Genomic DNA, 19,463 nt, shown 5'->3' on the forward strand with positions numbered 1-19,463 from the left:
CTACAGGGTAGGGCCCCCGCTCTTGATCGTCCCTCCCCTATGGCGCGAGCAGGCGGGAGGTGGAATAGCCCGCAGGGTGGCCGGCAGGACGCCGGCCAGTTTGTCGTCAGGGCAGGAGGCCCTGTCGACAAACCCCGCCTCCCGCCTGCGACCCCGCAGGGGCGCGACATCGGGGTGGCCTTTCTCTTGGTTACTTCTCTTTGGCCACGCAAAGAGAAGTAACCCGGCGGACGGCAGTCCGGCGGAAGCCCGCCGTCCCACAGGGACTCCCTTCGGTCGCAGGCGAGCCCGGTCGCCCAAACACGACAACCCCGAGCCAGCGTATTAACCGAACACATTGGAACGCCGAACCATGCAGACCGGCGCGAAAGGCTGTCGCGCACAGGGTGCGCTCCTACAAGGGAAGGCTAGTGACTTGGGCTGCGGCAGCGGCTCGGAGGAAGCCGGCCGCTTCACAGGGACCCCCTTCAGTCGCCGGCGTGCCCGGTCGCCGTAACGCGACAACCGGACGACACGGAAGCCGGGGTCAGGCCCGCGCCGAAGTGCCCCCTACGGTGTCCCCTGCACCATGATCTTCCCCAGCCCCAGCGACTTGTTGCGCGGCTGCCGCGACAGCCGTCCCGCCGCATTCCGCGCGATCTCGCGATAGCGCGCCGCCAGGTCGGAATCGGGCATCGCCACCACCGTCGGGGTGCCGCCATCGGCCTGTTCGCGGATGCGGATGTCCAGCGGCAGCGAACCGAGATACGCCACGCCGTACTGCTCGGCCATGCGCCGGCCGCCACCCTCGCCGAAGATGTGTTCCTCGTGGCCGCAGTTCGAACACACGTGGGTGGCCATGTTCTCGATCACACCCAGTACCGGCACCTCAACCTTCTCGAACATCTTCAGCGCCTTGCGCGCGTCCAGCAGCGCGATGTCCTGCGGCGTGGTGACGATGACGGCGCCCGACACCGGTACCTTCTGCGCCAGCGTCAGCTGGATGTCGCCGGTGCCCGGCGGCAGGTCGATGACGAGGTAGTCGAGCTGCTCCCAGCGGCTGTCGTTGAGCAGCTGCATCATGGCCTGGGTGACCATCGGGCCGCGCCAGATCATGGGCGTTTCTTCGTCGATCAGGAAGCCGATCGACATGGCCTGCAGCCCGTGCGCCTCCATCGGAATGATGGTCTTGCCGTCCGGCGATTGCGGCTTGCCGCTGATACCCAGCATGCGCGGCTGGCTGGGGCCATAGATGTCGGCATCGAGCACGCCCACCTTGGCGCCTTCCGCGGCCAGCGCGAGCGCGAGGTTGGCCGACACGGTGGACTTGCCCACGCCCCCCTTGCCCGAGGCCACCACGATGACGTTCTTCACGCCCGGCTGCGGTGCCAGCGTGCCCTGCACCTTGTGCGCATGGATTCGCGTACCGATCGAGACGGCGGCGGAAGCGATGGCCGGGTCGGCCTCCAGGGCCTGCTTGACCCGGGACGCCAGTGCCGCAGCGGCCCCGCTGGCGGGATAACCCAGCTGGATATCCACCGAAACCCGGTCGCCGTCCACGCCGATCGCGCGTACGGCGTCGGCCAGCGGGGCACCGGTGTGGGGGTCGACCAGCTCGCCGAGAAGGCGGCGGACCAGGGCTTCGCTTGCCTGCGTCATATCGAATCGTGGACTGTCATGGGGGATGACCCATTATGCCAGCCGCCGCCCCCTGCCCGGTCCGCCGCGACGCTTTCGCAATGCAACTTGACGCTTCCGCCTGACCTCGGTCAGGCTCCAAACATACGCTTTCGTACGGGAGGATCACCCATGAAGTCATTGCTTCGCGCTGCCGTCGTCGCCGCCCTGCTGCTGGGCGCCGGATCGGTGTTCGCCGCCGAGACCACGCCGGTCGGCACCTGGAAGACCATCGACGATGAGACCGGCAAGCCCAAGTCCATCGTGAAGATCACCGACGAGGGCGGCGAGCTGAAGGCGACCGTGGTGGAAGTGCTGCAATCCGACGACGGCCCGCATCCGCTCTGCAAGAACTGCGATGGCGAGCGCAAGGACAAGCCGATCGAAGGCATGAACATCATGTGGGGCGTGCACAAGGACGGCGACGTGTGGGACGGCGGCAAGATCCTCGACCCCAAGACCGGCAAGGTCTACAAGGTGAAGCTGCAGCCCAGCGCGGACGGCAGCAAGCTCACCGTGCGTGGCTACATCGGCTTTTCGCTGCTGGGCCGCAGCCAGGAGTGGCAGCGGCAGGAGTGATGACGATGGGACTCCCTCTCCCCTTCGGGGAGAGGGGCGGGGTGAGGGGTCAACCTCGCGCCCCTTGCAGGAGCACACCCAGTGCGCGACCGCAGCGTTTGGCATTTCCACTCCGTAGGCTTTTTCGCGCACTGGGTGCGCTCCTACGACAGGCTGGTCGTTCAGGCGGAATCCGCCCGATGCACCGCCACGCCACGGGCCGTGAATGCCGCACGCGCGGCCCGATCCGCCGAATGTTCGACCACCAGATGCTGCACGCGGGCGAGTTCCGCCACCTGGTGCGTGGCGACGGCGCCCAGCTTGTCGTCCGTGGCGACCACCACCGTCTCGTCGCTGGCTTCGATCATCGCGCGCTTGAACAGCGCTTCTTCGCTGTCGAAACCCCACAAGCCATGCGCCGCGTCGATCGCGCATGCGCCGGGAAAACACAGGTCCGCACGCACGCGGCGCACCTGTTCCACCGCTTGCGCGCCGATGGTGCCGCCGATGCTGGCGTCGACGCGCCCGCCGATCAGCAGTACGTCGAAGCCTTCGCGGTCCAGCAGCAACTGCGCGATATGCGGCGCATTGGTGATGACGGTAAGCCGCGCATCGGTCGGCAATACCGAGGCGATCGCCACGTTGGTGGTGCCGGTATCGATCAGCAGCGTCTGGCCGGCGCGCACCCGCTCCGCCGCCTTGCGCGCCAGCGCCAGTTTGCGCGCCGAGTGTTCGCTGCGACGCTGCTTCAGCGGCGATGGCGAGGCCGTGGGCAGCAATGCCCCTCCATAGACGCGCTTGCATAAACCGAGCGCCGCCAACTCGCGCAGATCGCGGCGGATGGAATCCTCCGACACGTCGAACGTCGCGGCGAGTTCCACCGCCACCACGCGCCCGTCGTTGCGCAACCTCGCCAGGATGCGCTGCTGTCGCTCCTGCGGAAGCGCGCCGCTGTCGGGTGCGGGCTGCACAGGCTTAGCCATGGCCTGCTCCGCCTTCAGCGGAGGCGAGCAGGTTCAGTTCCCCCAGCCGCGCGCGTAGACCCGCGGGTTCGTGGAACCACCAGCCCTGCATGCCCAGTGCCTCGGCGGCCGCCACGTTGCGCTGGGAATCGTCGATGTAGAGCGTGCGCGCCGGATCCACCGCATAGCGTTCGAGCAGGCGCTGGTAGATGCGCGGATCGGGCTTGATCAGCCGCTCCTCGCCCGACACCACGATGCCCTCGAACCATTGCAGGAATGGAAAGCGCTGCCGGGCGATGGGAAATGTCTCCTGCGACCAGTTGGTGAGCGCGAGCAGGCGCACGCCGCGCGCCTTCAGTTCGGCCAGCAGGGACACCGTCCCTTCGATCGGCCCTACCAGCGTCTCTTCCCAGCGCAGGTGATAGGCGTCGATCAGATCCGCATGCTCGGGGTAGCGGCCACGCAACAAGGCCGTTGCCTCGGACCAGGGGCGGCCGGCGTCCTGCTGCTCGTTCCATGCGCTGTTGCAGACTTCGCGCAGGAACCAGTCCATGCGCGCCTCATCGTCGATCAACTGCCGATAGAGCCGGCGCGGATCCCACGCAATCAGCACGTTGCCGAGGTCGAAGACCACGGTGTCGACTGGCTTGCTCATCGCTGCACGATCCTCGCCGAAAGTCCCACCAGCACCAGCAGCCCCGCGACGGCGGCGAATGCCACCGGCAGGCTGCTCGCATGCGCCACGAAACCGATCAATGCCGGGCCGCTCAGCAGGCCCGCGTAGCCCAGCGTGGTGGCGGTGGCGATCGCGATCGCCGGTGGCGTGCCGGGCAAGCGGCCTGCGGCACTGAACATCACCGGCACGATGTTGGATGCACCCAGGCCGATCAGCACGAAGCCACCGAGCGCCGCGAGCGCACCCGGCGCCCATGCCACCACCAGGAAACCCGCGACCGCCAGCGCGGCGCCCGTGCGCACGGCCCAGACGGGCCCGAAGCGCGCGATCAGCCGATCACCGATGAGGCGCCCCAGCGCCATCGCCACCGAGAAGCAGGCATAGCCAAACCCCGCCGACGCCGCGGCAAACCCGCGGAAATCACGCAGGAAGACCGCGCTCCAGTCGAGCATCGCCCCTTCGGCCAGGAAGCTCGCGAAACACATCAGGCCCAGCAGCCATGCCAGCGCGTGGGGCATGCCGAACGGAGTCTTCTCCGTTTCGGCCGCCGTCGGCGCATCGTCGAGCAGGTCGCCGCGCAGCCACAGCACCAGCGACAACAGCACCACGGCGACAACCGTCGCCGCGACCGGCAACGGCAAGCCCGCGGCCAGCAGTCCGCTCACCACGGCGGCGCCGGTGAGGCCGCCGACGCTGAAGAGTCCGTGGAAACCCGACATCAACCGGCCGCCATCCCGTCGCTCCACATCGACGGCATGCGCATTCATGGCCACGTCGACCGCACCGAGCATGACCCCGAAGTAGAACAGCGCCGTGACCAGCATCGCGATGCTCGATGCCATCGCCAGTGCAGGCAGCGCAAGACACATCAGCAGGCCCGAAGCGACGATCAAGGTGCGATTGCCCAGTTTGTGCGCCAGCCAGCCCACGAACGGCATCGACAGCATCGAACCGCCGCCGAAGACCAGCAGCGCCAGCCCGAGTTGCGCATCGTCCAATCCAAGCCGCGCCTTGGCATAGGGAACCATCGGCGCCCACGCCGACATGCCGATGCCGGATACGAGGAAGATCACGCGCGTGGCTCGCCGCGCGGCGGCCAGTGAACCGGCCTCGGGAAGGCCTTGGACAGGATCGGGTATCGCTTTCACAACGGGCCCTTGGGGCGGAGAGAACGCGACAAAGGTATACAATCGTGCAACAACGTGCAACACCATGACAACCGTGCACCACCCTTGGCGGCCCGCCGTCTTGCCGAGGCCTATCCGGCGACGATGCCGGCAGGCAAAGGCTCCCGCCGCGAGCCATGCTCATGCCGTCGACAGGTCCCAGGGCACGCAAGGACCAGCGGAGATGCCCTCGATCTTCAACACGCCGGTGTCCCGCTGATGCCCGGCGGCGCAGCGGGCCGGCGCGTCAGCAGCCGCCGGCGCCATCGCGGCGATGCTGTCCGATGCCGGCGTCCTCGCGTTCAAGCCGCACATCGCCCAGGCCGGCAGCTTTGGCCATCGCGGCGCGACGCATTCGATTGCGTTTGCGTTGCTGCCTGGACTCGCTGCGTTCACCGGACACCGGCGATGGGAGAGCACGCCATGGCGAAGCGCCGGCTTCGTTGCATGGGCTGCGCTCTCGCACCCTTTGCCCGATGCCTGCACCGATGGCGGTTTCGGCGCGTGATGGTGGCGGCCTCCGGCGATACGTGATGGCTTGCGCCGTTTCATCCCATCGCGGTATCGCCGAGTGGCGCGTGCTTCTTCAGCGAGCGGGGATGGCACGTGATGGCGTCGGAGTTCTTTTGGGCATGGCCGCCGACGGTCATCGTCGCGGCCCGCATCGTGGCATGGCGGCGGACGTCCAAACGGGCGTGACCGGCTCGGCAGCGCAGGGCGACGCGGTTTCCAGGAGGCGCCATGCCATAATGCACAACCCCCTCGCAGCCGCTTCCGCCCATGAGCCGTCGCCTACTCGTCACCAACGCCCTGCCCTATGCCAATGGCCCGCTGCACCTGGGCCACCTGCTGGGCTACATCCAGGCTGATATCTGGGTGCGGGCGCAGCGGATGCAGGGCAACGAGGCGATCTACGTCTGCGCCGACGACGCCCACGGCACGCCGATCATGCTGGCCGCGGAAAAGGCGGGCCTGTCGCCCGAGACTTATATCGAAGGCATCCGCGTGGGCCACGAGGCGGATTTCGCCGCCTTCAACGTGGCATTCGACCACTATCACACCACGCACTCGGAAGAGAACCGCGCGCTCGCATCGCTGATCTACACGCGCCTGCGCGACGGCGGCTACATCGCGCGCCGCGACATCCAGCAGCTGTTCGATCCCGAAAAGCAGATGTTCCTGCCGGACCGCTACATCAAGGGCACCTGCCCCAATTGCGGCACGGCCGACCAGTACGGCGACAACTGCGAGAACTGCGGCGCCACCTATGCGCCCACCGACCTGGTGAACCCTTACTCGGTGATGTCGGGCGCCACGCCCGTGTTGCGCGACTCGGAACATTACTTCTTCGAACTGGGCAAGTTCGAACCGCTGCTGCGCGACTGGTTCGCGGGCAAGCTCACCGATGGCCAGCCCGTGGCCAACAGCGGCGTGGTGGCGAAGCTGCGTGAATGGCTGGACGGCGGCCTCAAGGATTGGGACATCTCGCGCGACGCGCCCTACTTCGGCTTCCCCATACCCGATGCGCCGGGCAAGTTCTTCTATGTATGGCTGGATGCGCCGGTCGGTTACCTCGCCAGCTTCAAGGCGCTGTGCGAGCGCACCGACCTGAAGTTCGAGGACTTCCTCGCGGCCGACAGCCATGCCGAACTGCATCACTTCATCGGCAAGGACATCATCAACTTCCACGGCCTGTTCTGGCCGGCGATGCTGCACGGCGCGAATTTCCGCACGCCGACGGCGTTGCACGTCAACGGCTACCTGACGGTGAACGGCGCGAAGATGTCCAAGTCGCGCGGTACTTTCATCCAGGCGCGCACCTATCTCGATGCGGGCCTGCATCCGGAGTTCCTGCGCTACTACTTCGCCAGCATGCTGAGCGACACGCCGGTGGACGTCGACCTCGACCTCAAGGCCTTCGAGGAGCGCGTGAATTCGCACCTCGTCGGCAAGTGGGTCAACATCGCCAGCCGCACCGCCGGCTTCGTGCAGAAGTATTTCGACGGACGCCTCGCGCCGGCCTTCAGCCATGAAGAGCAGGAGCTGTGGCGCGAGCTGCTCTCGCTCTATGGCGACGTGCCGGCGCTGTACAGCAGCGGTGAGTTCGCCGAAGTGACGCGCCGCTTCGTCACCATGGCCGACATGGTCAACGGCTACATCGCCGCCAAGGCGCCGTGGGCCATCGCCAAGGACGAATCCCGCCGTGACGAACTGCATCAGGTGTGTTCGTTTGCGCTGGCCGCGTTCCGCCTGCTGGCCGGCCTGCTCAAGCCGGTGCTGCCGGGCACCGTCGAGGCGGCCGAGCGTTTCCTCGCCGCGCCGATCAACGACTTCGACGACGCGCGCGCCGAACTGCACAACCACACGGTGAACGTGTTCGAGCCGTTGCTCGCACGCATCGATCCCAAGCACGTCGTGGCGATGGTGGAGATGTCCAAGGACTCCCTCGCGCCCGCCGACAAGCCCAAGCCCACCCCGAAGAAAGCCAAGGACACCAGCAAGACCATGAGCGAAGCCAGCACTACTCCGACCGCCGGCACCGACGGCCCCGCCGTGATCGGCATCGACGATTTCGCCAAGCTCGACCTGCGCGTGGGCAAGGTCACCGCGTGCGAATTCGTGGACGGCTCGGACAAGCTGCTGCGCTTCGAACTCGACGCGGGCCCGCTGGGCACGCGGCAGATCTTCTCCGGCATCCGCGCCGCCTATGGCGAGCCGGAAAAGCTGGTGGGCCGCAATGTGGTGTTCATCGCCAACCTGGCACCGCGCAAGATGCGTTTCGGCCTGTCCGAGGGCATGATCCTGTCCGCCGGCGACGGCGGCAGCGACCTGTTCCTGCTGGACGCCGACCAGGGGGCGAAGCCGGGCGCGACCGTTCGCTGAACGAATCTGCGCAACACCGCCACGATGACACTCGCCGACCGCATCGACGCCCTGCTCCCGCAGACACAATGCGAACAATGCGGATTCCATGGCTGCCGCCCCTACGCGGAGGCGATGGCACGCGGCGAGGCGCCCATCAACCGGTGCCCGCCGGGTGGCGCGGCAGGCATCGCGCGTCTCGCTGAACTGCTGGACGTACCCGTGCTGCCGCTCGATCCGGAACACGGCATGGAGAAGCCGCGGATGCTGGCGCGCATCGTGGAAGCCGATTGCATCGGCTGCACCAAATGCATCCAGGCCTGTCCGGTCGATGCGATCGTCGGCGCGGCGAAGCTGATGCATACGGTGGTGGCCGACGATTGCACCGGCTGCGAACTGTGCGTGCCGGCCTGCCCGGTGGATTGCATCGTGCTCGAACCGATGCCGGCCGCGCAGGTGGACGACCCCATCCACGCCGATACCGCGCGCACCCACTTCCAGCGCCGCGAAGCGCGGCTTGCACGCGAGCAGTCCCGCCGCGAGGCCGAGCTGGCGGCGCGCAAGGCCGACGTGGCCGCGGCCACGCAGACCAATCCCGTGCTGGCCGCCCTGGCCCGTGCACGCGCCAAACAACAAGGAAAGCCCTCGTGAAGAAGGCCGACGTCGTCGAGCTGTTCACCCGGCTGCGCGAACTCGATCCGCATCCCACCACGGAGCTCAACTACACCACGCCGTTCGAGCTGCTGGTGGCGGTGGTGCTGTCGGCACAGGCGACCGACGTGGGCGTGAACAAGGCGACAAAAAAACTTTACCCGGTCGCTAATACCGCGAAGGCGATCCTCGATCTCGGCGAGGAAAAGCTCAAGCCGTACATCAGCACGATCGGCCTGTTCAACAGCAAGGCCAAGAACGTCATCGCGCTGTGCCGCATCCTGGTCGAGCAATATGGCGGCGAAGTACCCGATACGCGCGAAGCGCTCGAGGCATTGCCCGGGGTGGGCCGCAAGACTGCGAACGTGGTGCTCAACACCGCGTTTGGCCATCCGACCATCGCGGTGGACACGCATATCTTCCGCGTCGCCAACCGCACCGGTCTCGCCCCGGGCAAAGACGTGCGTGCGGTGGAAGACAAACTGGAGAAGGTGGTGCCGCTGCAGTTCAAGCAGGACGCTCACCACTGGCTGATCCTGCACGGCCGCTACGTATGCAAGGCGCGCAAGCCCGACTGTCCGCGTTGTGTCATTCGCGACCTGTGTCGTTACAGGCACAAGACCGTCGACCACGAAAAAGCATGACGAGTGGCATATAACGCGCGCTTCGCGGGGCCAAGCCTCATGTTTTCATCAGCGTTTCGCGCAACTCCATCAAGCTTGCCGAGCGGCGCAAGCCTATGTTGAAGCCTCCCCCGGAACCTCGCATCCCGTCAGGAGGCCATCATGAAGCGCTTGATTCTCCCCGCCGTCATCGCGCTGGGACTTGTCTTCGCCGGCACCGCCAGCGCCGCTGTTGAAACCTACACCGTCGACCTCAACGGCTACGCCGTCATTGGTTTCGTCGGACACAGTCCTGAAGATTTCGCTCGTGCCCAGCAGCAGGCCCAGGGTTGGGAGCGCGAACGCCACCTGATGCTCAAGCCCCAGACCATCAAGGCCGTGGCCATCGACCAGTCCGAAGGCGCCGCCCTGAGCGAGGCGCAACTGAAGCAGGCCATCGTCGCCGCCGCGCTGGCGAAGAGGCCCTGAACCGCGGTTCTCCGGCGTCCATTGGGCGCCATCGCAGGGAACCTGACGACGGGCCTGGGCCCGTCGTCAGGCACTGTGAACATCCGAATCGATTGACGGCGCGCATCCCAGCGGCCAACGTGTCCACCACCGGCGGCAAAAGATCCACAAAAGGAAGTCTGGGGATCATGGCGGCGGACGGTGGCATGGGCCACGTTTTCCCGACGTCGATACGGGTGCCTGCGCATGCACATTTTGCTGGTCGAGGACGATGCCGAGCTGGGCGGCGCCATCAAGCACGCGCTGGAGCACCAGTCGTACGCGATCACCTGGCTGCGTGATGGACGCGAAGCCAGCGAGGCGCTGCGCGGCCCGCCGGTCGACCTGGTACTGCTGGACCTGGGGCTGCCCGGCAAGGACGGCCTCGAAGTGCTTGCGCAGGCGCGGCGCGCGGGCGTGAAGACGCCGGTACTGGTGATGACCGCGCGCGACGCGCTGGAAACGCGCATCCGTGGCCTGGACCTGGGCGCCGACGACTACCTGGTCAAACCATTCCATCTGGGCGAGCTGTCCGCCCGCATCCGCTCGCTCACCCGCCGCACGCAGGGCCTCGCAGACAACCTTGTCGAGGTCGGCGGCCTGCGCCTCAACCTGGCCACCGCCGAGGTGGAATTTCGCGGCGAACGGGTGAGCCTTACCCGGCGCGAGTTCGCCCTGCTTCGCGTGCTGATGGAACGTGCCGGTCGCATCGTGCGCCGCGAGACGCTGGAAAATTCCGTCTACGGGCTGGACACCATCGTCGAGCGCAACGCCATCGAAGTGCAGGTGCACTGGCTTCGCCGCAAACTGAGCACCGAGGTGATCCATACGGTGCGCGGCATCGGCTACATGATTCCGCGCGAGCCCCAATGAGGACCGACGTCCATCCCGCCAGTCTTCGCACGCGCCTGACGTGGCTGATCATCGCCGTGATGGTCGCCGTGCTGATCCCCCTCGGCTGGATCAGCTACCGCCGCGAACTGCGCGAAATGAACGAGCTGCTGGATGGCCGACTCGCGCAGGCCGGCCGCACGCTGGGCACGCTGATCGCCCATGGCGAACTGCCGCAACGCGACGCCGATCTGCCGGGCATCAAGCAGGATGAGACACGGCACCACGGCGTGGTGGTCTCGGTGCATCCGCGCAACTACGAACCGGAAGTGGGCTTCCAGGCCTACGACCCGCGCGGTGAGTTGATCGCGGCAACCTCGAACCTCTCCGATCTGCCCCCGCCCTCGACCGACGAACGCGGCTTCCGCGATATCCGCCACGAAGGGCGCCTGTGGCGCACCTTCACCCTGCAGAACCGCGCGAACCTGGTGATCCGCATCGGCGAGCGCTCGGACAACCGCCAGGACATCGCGCGCGGCCTGGTGATCGAGCACACCTTGCCGCTGCTGATCGGCCTGCCCTTGCTCGCCCTGCTGGTGAGCCTGGCCGTAAAGCGCGGCTTGCGTCCTGTCGCGGTACTCACCGAGATGCTCGCTCGCCGCACGCCGGGCAGCCGCAAGCCGATGCCCGCCAATGTCGCGCCGCAGGAGATCAAGCCGCTGATCGTCGCGCTCAACCAGCAGCTGGAGCGGCTGGAGGATGCGCTGGAGCGCGAACACCGCTTCGCCACCGACGTCGCGCATGAACTGCGCACGCCACTGGCCGCGACCATGATCCACCTGGAAAGCGCCATGATCTCGGACGACCCCACCGAGGTGGAGTTCACCGTGCGCAACGCGCAGCAGAGCATGGCCCGGCTCGGGCGACGCGTGGAGCAGATCCTGGCGATGGCGCGGCTCGAAGCCGGCGCGGCCTCGCAGCAGCGCACCGGGCTGGATCTGACCCGCATCGCCACCGAGGTGATCGAGGAATTGGCGCCGCTGATCGTCGAAAAGGACATCGCCGCCAGCCTGAGCCATGACGATGAGCCCGTCATCGTTCGCGGCCACGAGGTGGCGCTCACCGCCATGTTCCGCAACCTGGTCGAGAACGCGCTGCGCTATACCGAGGCCGGCGGCCAGGTCGAGGTGTCCATCCATCGCGACGGCCGCGACGCCGTCATCGACATCGTCGACAACGGCCCCGGCATTCCCGACGGGCGACGCCAGGCGGTGTTCCAGCGCTTCCACCGCGAGGAAGAAAGCGCCACCCGCGGATATGGCTTGGGACTGAACATCGTGCAGCGTGCGATCGAGTTGCATGAGGCTTCGATCGAGTTGCTGGAGTCGCCGATGGGGCGTGGGTTGCTGGTCAGGATCAGGATGGTGGCCGAGGCGTAGCAAGCCGCGACAAAACCCCTCTCCCCCTGGGAGAGGGGTTGGGGTGAGGGTGCGGGGTTTGCCAAAACTTTTTCACGTTTCGCTCTGCTTGTACCTCATCCGCCTGCGACCAAGGTGGAGAAAGACTTCTCCGTAACGGACCTGCCCGAAAGCCACTCTCTCCCACCGGGTGAGGGGTTGGGATGAAGGTTCGCCCTGCCGCCGGTCTTCGCTCCGCCCGTACCCTCACCCGTCTGCCGGCACCTTCTCCCGAAGGGAGAAGGGTTGCTTCGTTCAAGCGCGCCGGGCGTGCCCCGGCGTCATCTCGACGTGGCACTACCCACCTCCGCGCCCCACCTCACAGCCACCCAAAAGGTTTCCACAAGATTGCGTTGCGATCATGGACTCATCGGGCCTTGCGCCTGCACCGAGCCATGACATGCCCTCGCTTTCGCGCTCCCGCACCTCCGGACCACCCGGCACCCAGCCGCCCGCGCCGTGACCTCTCCGTAACGGCACCGCCTGCCCGGCGCCACCCGCGCATCCACGTTTCGCTGGAATCTCCATGCTTGGTCTAGTCCGAATCGCCCTGTCGCGACCGCTCACCTTCATCGTGCTGGCGATCGTCATCCTCATCGCCGGCCCGCTGGCAGCCGTGCGCACGCCTACCGACATCTTCCCCAACATCGGCATTCCGGTGATCAGCGTGGTGTGGACCTACAACGGCCTGCCGCCCGACCAGATGTCCGGCCGCGTCATCTACTACTACGAGCGCCAGATCACCACGTCGGTCAACGACATCGAGCACATGGAGTCGCAGTCGCTGCCGGGCGTGGGCATCGTGAAGATCTTCTTCCAGCCCGGCGTGGACATCCGCACCGCGACCGCGCAGGTTACCTCGATCTCGCAGACGGTGGTGAAGCAGATGCCGCCCGGCATCACGCCGCCGCTGATCCTCAACTACAACGCCTCGACCGTGCCGGTGCTGCAGATGGCGCTGTCGAGCAACGAGTTGTCCGAATCGAAGATCCGCGACATCGGCCAGAACTTCATGCGCCCGACGCTGATCTCCGTGCCCGGCGTGGCGATTCCCACGCCGTACGGCGGCAAGCAGCGCCAGATCACGCTCGACCTCGACCCGCAGGCGCTCGCCGCCAAGGGGCTTTCGGCGCAGGACGTGGGCAACGCGCTGTCCGCGCAGAACCAGATCATCCCGGTGGGCACCGCGAAGATCGGCACCTACGAATACCACGTGCAGCTCAACAACAGCCCGACGGCGATCGAGGAACTCAACTCGCTGCCGGTGAAGACCGTCAACGGCGCCACCATCACCATCGGCGACGTGGCGCACGTGCGCGACGGCGCGCCGCCGCAGAACAACGTGGTGCGCGTGGACGGCAAGCGCGCCGTGCTGATGCCGGCATTGAAGAACGGCAATGCCTCCACGCTCGACGTGGTCGCCGGCATCAAGAAGCTGCTGCCGCTGATCAAGGAAACGCAGCCGCCGTCGCTGAAGATCTCGCTGCTGGCCGACCAGTCGGTGTTCGTGAAGTCCGCGATCAGCTCGGTGGCACGCGAAGGCATCATCGCCGCCCTGCTCACCTCGGTGATGATCCTGGTGTTCCTCGGCAGCTGGCGTTCCACGGTGATCATCGCGGTCTCGATTCCGCTGTCCATCCTGTCCGCCATCGCCTTGTTGGCGGCGTCCGGGCAAACGCTCAACGTGATGACGCTGGGCGGCCTCGCGCTCGCCGTGGGCATCCTGGTGGACGACGCCACGGTGACCATCGAGAACATCAACTGGCATCTTGAACAAGGCAAGGGCGTCCATGTCGCCATCATGGATGGCGCCAGGCAGATCGTGACGCCGGCCTTCGTTTCGCTGCTGTGCATCTGCATCGTGTTCGTGCCGATGTTCATGCTCAACGGCATCGCCGGCTTCCTGTTCCGCCCGATGGCGCTGTCGGTGATCTTCGCCATGGCCTCCTCGTTCCTGCTCTCGCGTACGCTGGTGCCAACGCTGGCGATGTACCTGCTCAAGCCGCACCACACCGAGCACGGCAAGGGCGACCATCCGGAAGACCCGTACATCAACCATCACGAAGGCGACCAGCCGGCACGGCGGCGCCGCTCCAGCCTGATGGCGCGCCTGGTGTCGATGCAGCAGCGCTTCGAGCACCACTTCACGCGTGCGCGCGATCTCTACTACGCGACGCTGAGCATGGCGCTGGCCCATCGCCGCAAGTTCGTGGTCGGCTTCCTCGGCTTCGTGCTCGTGTCGTTCGCGCTCGTGCCGCTCCTGGGCCGCGACTTCTTCCCCGAGGTCGATGCCGGCTCCATCGCCTTGCACGTGCGCGCCCCGATGGGCACCCGCGTGGAAGAGACGGCGGCGGAGTTCGACCACATCGAAGCAGCCATCCGCCGCGTGATCCCGCCCGACCAGCTGGAAACGGTGATCGACAACATCGGCCTGCCGCTCAGCGGCGTGAACCTGGTCTACAACGCCAGCGGCACCATCGGTCCGCAGGATGGCGACATCCAGATCGTGCTGAAGGACGGCCACGGCCCTACCGCCGACTTCGTGCGCGAGCTGCGCGCGATGTTGCCGCGCGAGTTCCCCGGCACGCAGTTCGCCTTCCTGCCGGCGGACATGAGCACGCAGATCCTCAACTTCGGCGCGCCCGCCCCGCTGGACGTCAACATCACCGGCCGCGATCGCGACGGCAACGAAGCGTATGCGATGGCGATGATGAAGGAGCTGCGCAAGGTGCCGGGCATTGCCGACGTACGCCTGCAGCAGAGTTCCAGCTATCCGCAGCTCAACGTCAAGGTGAACCGCACGCGCGCCGACCAGCTTGGCGTGACCGAGCGCGATGTCACCAACAGCATGGTGGCCTCGCTCGCCGGCAGCTCGCAGGTGGCGCCGGCGTTCTGGCTGAATCCGAAGAGCGGCGTGTCCTACGCGATCGTGGCCGCCACGCCGCAATACCGCATGGACAGCATGGCCGACCTCGCCAGCCTGCCGGTCACGGCCGGCGGCAAGAGCGCAAGCCAGATCCTCGGCGGCCTCGCTACCTTCACGCGCGAGCCCAGCGCCGCGGTGGTGTCGCACTACAACATCATGCCGGCGTACGACATCTACGCCACCGTGCAGGATCGCGATCTCGGCGCCGTTTCCGCCGACGTGCAGAAAGTGCTTGACCATTTTGCCGCCACACGCCCCAAGGGCACCGTGGTTGCGTTGCATGGCCAGGTCGGCACGATGAACGAAGCCTTCGGCGGCCTGATCTTCGGCCTGGTCGGCGCGATCGTGCTGATCTACCTGCTGATCGTGGTGAACTTCCAGTCGTGGCTCGATCCGTTCGTGATCATCACCGCCCTGCCCGCGGCGCTGGCCGGCATCGTGTGGATGCTGTTCATCACGCACACCACGCTCTCGGTGCCCGCGTTGACCGGCGCCATCATGTGCATGGGCGTGGCCACCGCCAACTCGATCCTGGTGGTGAGCTTCTGCCGCGAGCGCCTGGCCGAGCATGGCGACGCCATGAAGGCAGCGCTCGAAGCCGGCTTCACCCGCTTCCGTCCGGTCTGCATGACCGCGCTGGCGATGATCATCGGCATGCTGCCAATGGCTTTGAGCCAGGAACAGAACTCGCCGCTGGGCCGCGCCGTCATCGGCGGCCTGCTGTTCGCCACTTTCGCCACCCTGCTGTTCGTGCCGGTGATCTTCAGCATCGTGCACGGTCGCGAGCAGGCGCAGCCGTCACCCGATTCCCTGATTGGAGATACCGCTCATGCCGCATGATGCCCATGCCGCCACGACGCCGCGGCAATCGCCCAACGTGTCCAAGGCATTGCGCGCAGGCATTGCCCTGGCCGTGCTGGCCACCGTCGCGGGCATTTCCGTGCGCGCGTACGACTACCACCGCGTAGTGAAGTGGACCGACGCACAGGTGCTGCCCAGCGTGCAGGTGATCGCGCCCTATGTCGGCGGCAGCGCCGAGGGCATGAGCCTGCCCGGCCATCTCGATGCCTGGATCAGCGCGCCCATCCATGCGCGCGTGGGCGGCTACCTCAAGGTGTGGAACCGCGATATCGGCAGCCAGGTGGCCGCCAACGAAACGCTGGCCGTCATCGACACACCGGAACTGGACCAGCAGTTCGAACAGGCCAAGGCCAACCTCGCACGCGCCAAGGCCAACGCCCGTCTCGCCGCATTGACCGACAAGCGCTGGAAGAACCTGCTCGCGTCCAACTCCGTTTCGCGCCAGGAAGCCGACGAGAAAGCCGGCGAGGCCGAAGCCGCGCAGGCCAATGTGCAGGCCGCGCAAGCCGACATGGACCGTATCGCCGCATTGGAGGCGTTCAAGCACGTCACCGCGCCGTTTGCGGGTACGGTGACCGCGCGCCACACCGACATCGGCGACCTGATCAGCGCGAACGACAGCGGCCCCGCCCTGTTCACCGTTTCCGACACCAGCCGCATGCGCTTGTATGTGGAGGTACCGCAAGGCTATGCCAGCGCGATCAAGCCGGGCATGAGCGTGCAGCTGGACGTGCCGGATCATCCGGGCGAGCAGTTCACCGGCCGCCTCATCGGCAATGCCGGTGCGGTGAACCAGGCCTCGGGCACCGTGCTCGCGCAATTCGAAGTGGACAACACCAAGAACGCGCTGATGCCGGGCGCCTATGCCGAAGTGCATCTGCCGACCGACAAGGGCAGCCACCTCATCACCGTGCCGGCCACCGTGCTGCTGTTCCGCGCGCAGGGCCCGCAGGTGGCCGTGCTGGGCGCGGACAACAAGGCCGAGCTGCGCAAGGTGCACATCGCCATGGACCTTGGCGATCACCTGCAGATCGACCAGGGGCTGAAGCCCGGCGACCGCATCATCGACCATCCGCCCGATTCGCTGATGCAGGGCGACCAGGTGATGGTGGCCACCGCAGCAGCCGGCGCGAAGAAGGGGTAACGATCATGCGTCGTGCATTTCCGCTGCGCCTGGGCTGTCTTGCGATGATCGCCGTGCTGCCCGCCTGTTCGCTGGCGCCGGCCTACCAGAAACCGGACGTCGGCGCGTTGCCGGCGTCATTCGCCGGTCAGACCCAGGAAGGCATGTGGTCGCCGGCGCATCCGGCGGACACGGCATCACGCGGGCCGTGGTGGTCGGTGTATGGCAATCCCGAGCTCGATCGACTGGAACGGCAGCTCGATGCGGCCAATCCTTCGCTGGCGGTCGCGCTGGCGCGTTACGACGCGTCGCGCGCGCTGGTCGGGGAGGCGCGTTCGGATCTCTATCCGCACTTGGGCGTGGGCGGCAGCGACCTGCGCAACCGCCAGTCCGACAACCGCCCCTTGCGCGGCAGCAATCAACCCAACGAGTACAGCGCGGAGACGGTCGGTCTCGGCGCGGCCTACGAGTTGGACCTGTGGGGCCGCGTGCGCAACGAAGTGGCCGCGGGCAAAGCCAATGCGACGGCGGCCGAAGCCGACCTCGCCTCCGCCAGGCTCAGCCTGGAAGCGCAACTGGCGGACCTCTACATCCGCCTGCGCGGCTATGACGTGCAGGACCGCATCCTGAAAGATGCGCTGGATGCCTATCGACAGGGACTGGAGATGACGCAACGGCGCTTTGAAGGCGGCATCGCATCGGGCCTGGATGTCAGCCGCGCCAAGACGCAGCTCTCCGATGCGATGGCACAGGTTTCCGAAGTGGAAGCGCAACGCGGTCTCACCGAACATGCCATCGCCACCCTCGTGGGCGAGTCGGCATCCAGCTTCAAGCTCGCCACCACCGACACCACGATCGCCGTACCCGCCATCCCGCTGGGCGTACCTTCGACCCTGCTGGAACGACGGCCGGACATCGCCGCTTCCGAGCGGCGCGTGTTCGCTGCGAATGCGGAGATTGGCGTGGCACGAGCGGCGTTCTTTCCGCGCATCGGCTTGTCTGCCGTCTTCGGCTGGCAGGACACCGGCGGTGAACTGCTGACGGCGGGCAATCGATACTGGGCGCTCGGCCCCGACCTCGCGATGAGCCTGTTCGACGGCGGCTTGCGCCGCTCGCGCGTGCAAGCCGCGCAAGCGAATCTCGATGCGGCGGCGGGCCAGTACCGGCAAGTGGTCTTGAACGCGTTCCAGCAGGTGGAGGACAACCTCACCTTGCTGCAGCAACTCGGCAAGGAAGCGAAGGAACAGGACGATGCCGCAAGTTCGGCGCGCGATTCGCAGACCATCGCCACGAACCGCTATCGCGAAGGCGCGGTGAACTACCTCGACGTGGTGAGCGCGCAGACGGCTGCACTGCAGGCCGAGCGCAGCGCCGAGCAGGTGCGCACGCGTCGCCTGCAGGCCAGCATCGATTTGATCCGCGCACTCGGCGGCGGCTGGGATACGTCGCAACTGGCCAGCGAAGGCAAGGCACTTTCGGAAAACACACCCCGGGCCCGCTGACGCATCGGACCTACACCGATACGACCGCCCGGGGATCTTGGAACCCGTTCACATGCGGAGGGAGGGGGAAGCCGCGAACAGGTCCATGCTGCCCCGGGCCCACTGACGCGTCGGACCTAACCGACGCGCCCGCCCGGGGACACTGGAACCTGTTCGCACGCGGAGAGAGGGGGAGGCCGCGAACAGGTTCCTTTACCGAGCCGCGTCCTATGCGGCCCTTCTCACGCCCTCGACGCGCTGGTTGAGCTGTTGCCAGTCCACCACCAGCTCGCAGCCGCGCGACGACGCATTGCGGCCCCATTCGCGCAGCAGTTCCAGGCACGCCTGGTCGACGTGATGAAGACGATCCACCACCAGCTGCAGACGCGTATTTGGCGGCACGCGTTCCAGCGTACGGGCCACTGACGGCACACGCAGGAACGTGGCCGAACCTTCGAGACGCAACGACGCGTTGCCGGGCTCGTCATGCTGGTGCAGCTTCACCTTGAGCCGCGACGAATGCAGCGCGAGTCGGAACAGCGACAGCGCGAAACCGACCAGTACGCCGGCGAGCAGATCCGTCGCCACGATGGCGAGCGTGGTCGCGACATAGATCCACGCGGTGCCCGTGCCGTATTGCGCCAGCACCTTCACCTGCCTGAAGTTGACCATCTTGATGCCGGTGTAGACGAGGATGCCCGCGAGGCATGCCACCGGCGTCATACGCATCAGCCATGGCAACAGTGCCGCGAACACCAGCAACCACGCACCGTGCATGATGGTCGCCATGCGCGTCGCCGAGCCTGCCTGCACGTTGGCCGCACTGCGCACGATCACGCCTGTCATCGGCAAGGCACACAGGGGAGGCCGCATAGCATATTGCCCACGCCCTGGGCGGTGAGTTCGCGATCGTATTGCGTGCGCGCGCCGTCATGCATGCGATCGACCGCGGCTGCCGACAACAAGGTTTCCGCACTCGCAATGAAGGCAAACGTCAGTGCCGCGATCAGCAGCGACGGTTCGAGCAAACCGACCAGGCCGCTCCAGCTCGGCATGGCTACCGCCGCCATGAGGTTGGACGGCACATCCACCGTCTTCACCGGCAGGTTCATCACCTGCACTGCGGCCGTCAAAGCCACCACGG

At 66.7% G+C, this 19,463-nt stretch carries 14 protein-coding genes and 2 pseudogenes; 11 read left to right on the top strand and 5 right to left on the bottom strand.

Annotation, left to right across the window (positions count from 1 at the left end; all coding sequences use genetic code 11):
* Positions 1 to 549: 549 nt before the first annotated feature.
* Positions 550 to 1,638, bottom strand: a complete 1,089-nt coding sequence (gene apbC / locus JMF82_RS18920) for an iron-sulfur cluster carrier protein ApbC (RefSeq protein WP_201316085.1) — start codon at positions 1,636 to 1,638, stop codon at positions 550 to 552.
* Between the two features lie 150 nt (positions 1,639 to 1,788).
* Here apbC and JMF82_RS18925 point away from each other — a divergent pair, with 150 nt between their 5' ends.
* Positions 1,789 to 2,235 carry a DUF2147 domain-containing protein gene (locus tag JMF82_RS18925; protein WP_201316086.1) on the top strand — a complete coding sequence of 149 codons (447 nt, stop codon included), beginning with the start codon at positions 1,789 to 1,791 and terminating at the stop codon, positions 2,233 to 2,235.
* Between the two features lie 161 nt (positions 2,236 to 2,396).
* Here JMF82_RS18925 and JMF82_RS18930 read toward each other — a convergent pair whose 3' ends face one another.
* Genes JMF82_RS18930 through JMF82_RS18940 form a run of 3 tightly spaced genes read right to left on the bottom strand, consistent with a single transcriptional unit; the run spans position 2,397 to position 5,000 of the window.
* Positions 2,397 to 3,197, bottom strand: coding sequence for a DeoR/GlpR family DNA-binding transcription regulator (locus JMF82_RS18930; RefSeq protein WP_201316087.1), 801 nt, complete (start codon positions 3,195 to 3,197; stop codon positions 2,397 to 2,399).
* On the bottom strand, positions 3,190 to 3,831 hold the full coding sequence (locus JMF82_RS18935; RefSeq protein ID WP_201316088.1) for an HAD family phosphatase: 642 nt from the start codon (positions 3,829 to 3,831) through the stop codon (positions 3,190 to 3,192). The genes JMF82_RS18930 and JMF82_RS18935 overlap by 8 nt, the downstream gene beginning before the upstream one ends.
* Positions 3,828 to 5,000, bottom strand: a complete 1,173-nt coding sequence (locus JMF82_RS18940; RefSeq protein ID WP_307837994.1) for an MFS transporter — start codon at positions 4,998 to 5,000, stop codon at positions 3,828 to 3,830. Before JMF82_RS18940 ends, JMF82_RS18935 begins: the two co-directional genes overlap by 4 nt.
* A gap of 274 nt (positions 5,001 to 5,274) precedes the next feature.
* Between JMF82_RS18940 and JMF82_RS18945 the strand changes: the two are divergent.
* The 10 genes and pseudogenes from JMF82_RS18945 to JMF82_RS18990 form a co-directional block, all read left to right on the top strand.
* A pseudogene (locus JMF82_RS18945) lies at positions 5,275 to 5,526 on the top strand (metal-dependent hydrolase); the annotation flags it as partial.
* A gap of 272 nt (positions 5,527 to 5,798) precedes the next feature.
* On the top strand, positions 5,799 to 7,901 hold the full coding sequence (metG, locus tag JMF82_RS18950) for a methionine--tRNA ligase (protein WP_201316091.1): 2,103 nt from the start codon (positions 5,799 to 5,801) through the stop codon (positions 7,899 to 7,901).
* 24 nt (positions 7,902 to 7,925) lie between these two features.
* The gene (locus JMF82_RS18955) at positions 7,926 to 8,531 is read left to right on the top strand and encodes an RnfABCDGE type electron transport complex subunit B (protein ID WP_201316092.1); all 606 of its coding nucleotides are present in this window, start codon (positions 7,926 to 7,928) and stop codon (positions 8,529 to 8,531) included.
* Positions 8,528 to 9,175, top strand: coding sequence for an endonuclease III (gene nth, locus JMF82_RS18960; RefSeq protein ID WP_201316093.1), 648 nt, complete (start codon positions 8,528 to 8,530; stop codon positions 9,173 to 9,175). Before JMF82_RS18955 ends, nth begins: the two co-directional genes overlap by 4 nt.
* Positions 9,176 to 9,316: 141 nt before the next feature.
* Positions 9,317 to 9,622, top strand: coding sequence for a hypothetical protein (locus JMF82_RS18965; protein WP_201316094.1), 306 nt, complete (start codon positions 9,317 to 9,319; stop codon positions 9,620 to 9,622).
* 225 nt (positions 9,623 to 9,847) lie between these two features.
* Complete coding sequence (locus JMF82_RS18970) at positions 9,848 to 10,513, top strand: response regulator (protein ID WP_201316095.1); 666 nt, start codon at positions 9,848 to 9,850, stop codon at positions 10,511 to 10,513.
* Entirely contained in the window at positions 10,510 to 11,910 is a 1,401-nt protein-coding gene (locus JMF82_RS18975; protein ID WP_201316096.1) for an ATP-binding protein, read from the top strand. Before JMF82_RS18970 ends, JMF82_RS18975 begins: the two co-directional genes overlap by 4 nt.
* A 544-nt stretch (positions 11,911 to 12,454) precedes the next feature.
* On the top strand, positions 12,455 to 15,694 hold the full coding sequence (locus JMF82_RS18980; RefSeq protein ID WP_201316097.1) for an efflux RND transporter permease subunit: 3,240 nt from the start codon (positions 12,455 to 12,457) through the stop codon (positions 15,692 to 15,694).
* Positions 15,684 to 16,859, top strand: a complete 1,176-nt coding sequence (locus JMF82_RS18985; protein WP_201316098.1) for an efflux RND transporter periplasmic adaptor subunit — start codon at positions 15,684 to 15,686, stop codon at positions 16,857 to 16,859. Before JMF82_RS18980 ends, JMF82_RS18985 begins: the two co-directional genes overlap by 11 nt.
* A 5-nt stretch (positions 16,860 to 16,864) precedes the next feature.
* Positions 16,865 to 18,340, top strand: a complete 1,476-nt coding sequence (locus JMF82_RS18990) for an efflux transporter outer membrane subunit (RefSeq protein WP_201316099.1) — start codon at positions 16,865 to 16,867, stop codon at positions 18,338 to 18,340.
* Positions 18,341 to 18,547: 207 nt separating this feature from the next.
* Here JMF82_RS18990 and JMF82_RS18995 read toward each other — a convergent pair.
* Positions 18,548 to 19,463, bottom strand: a pseudogene (locus JMF82_RS18995) (SulP family inorganic anion transporter); the annotation flags it as partial.

It is taken from the genome of Dyella sp. EPa41, assembly GCF_016586165.1.
GTDB lineage: Bacteria > Pseudomonadota > Gammaproteobacteria > Xanthomonadales > Rhodanobacteraceae > Dyella.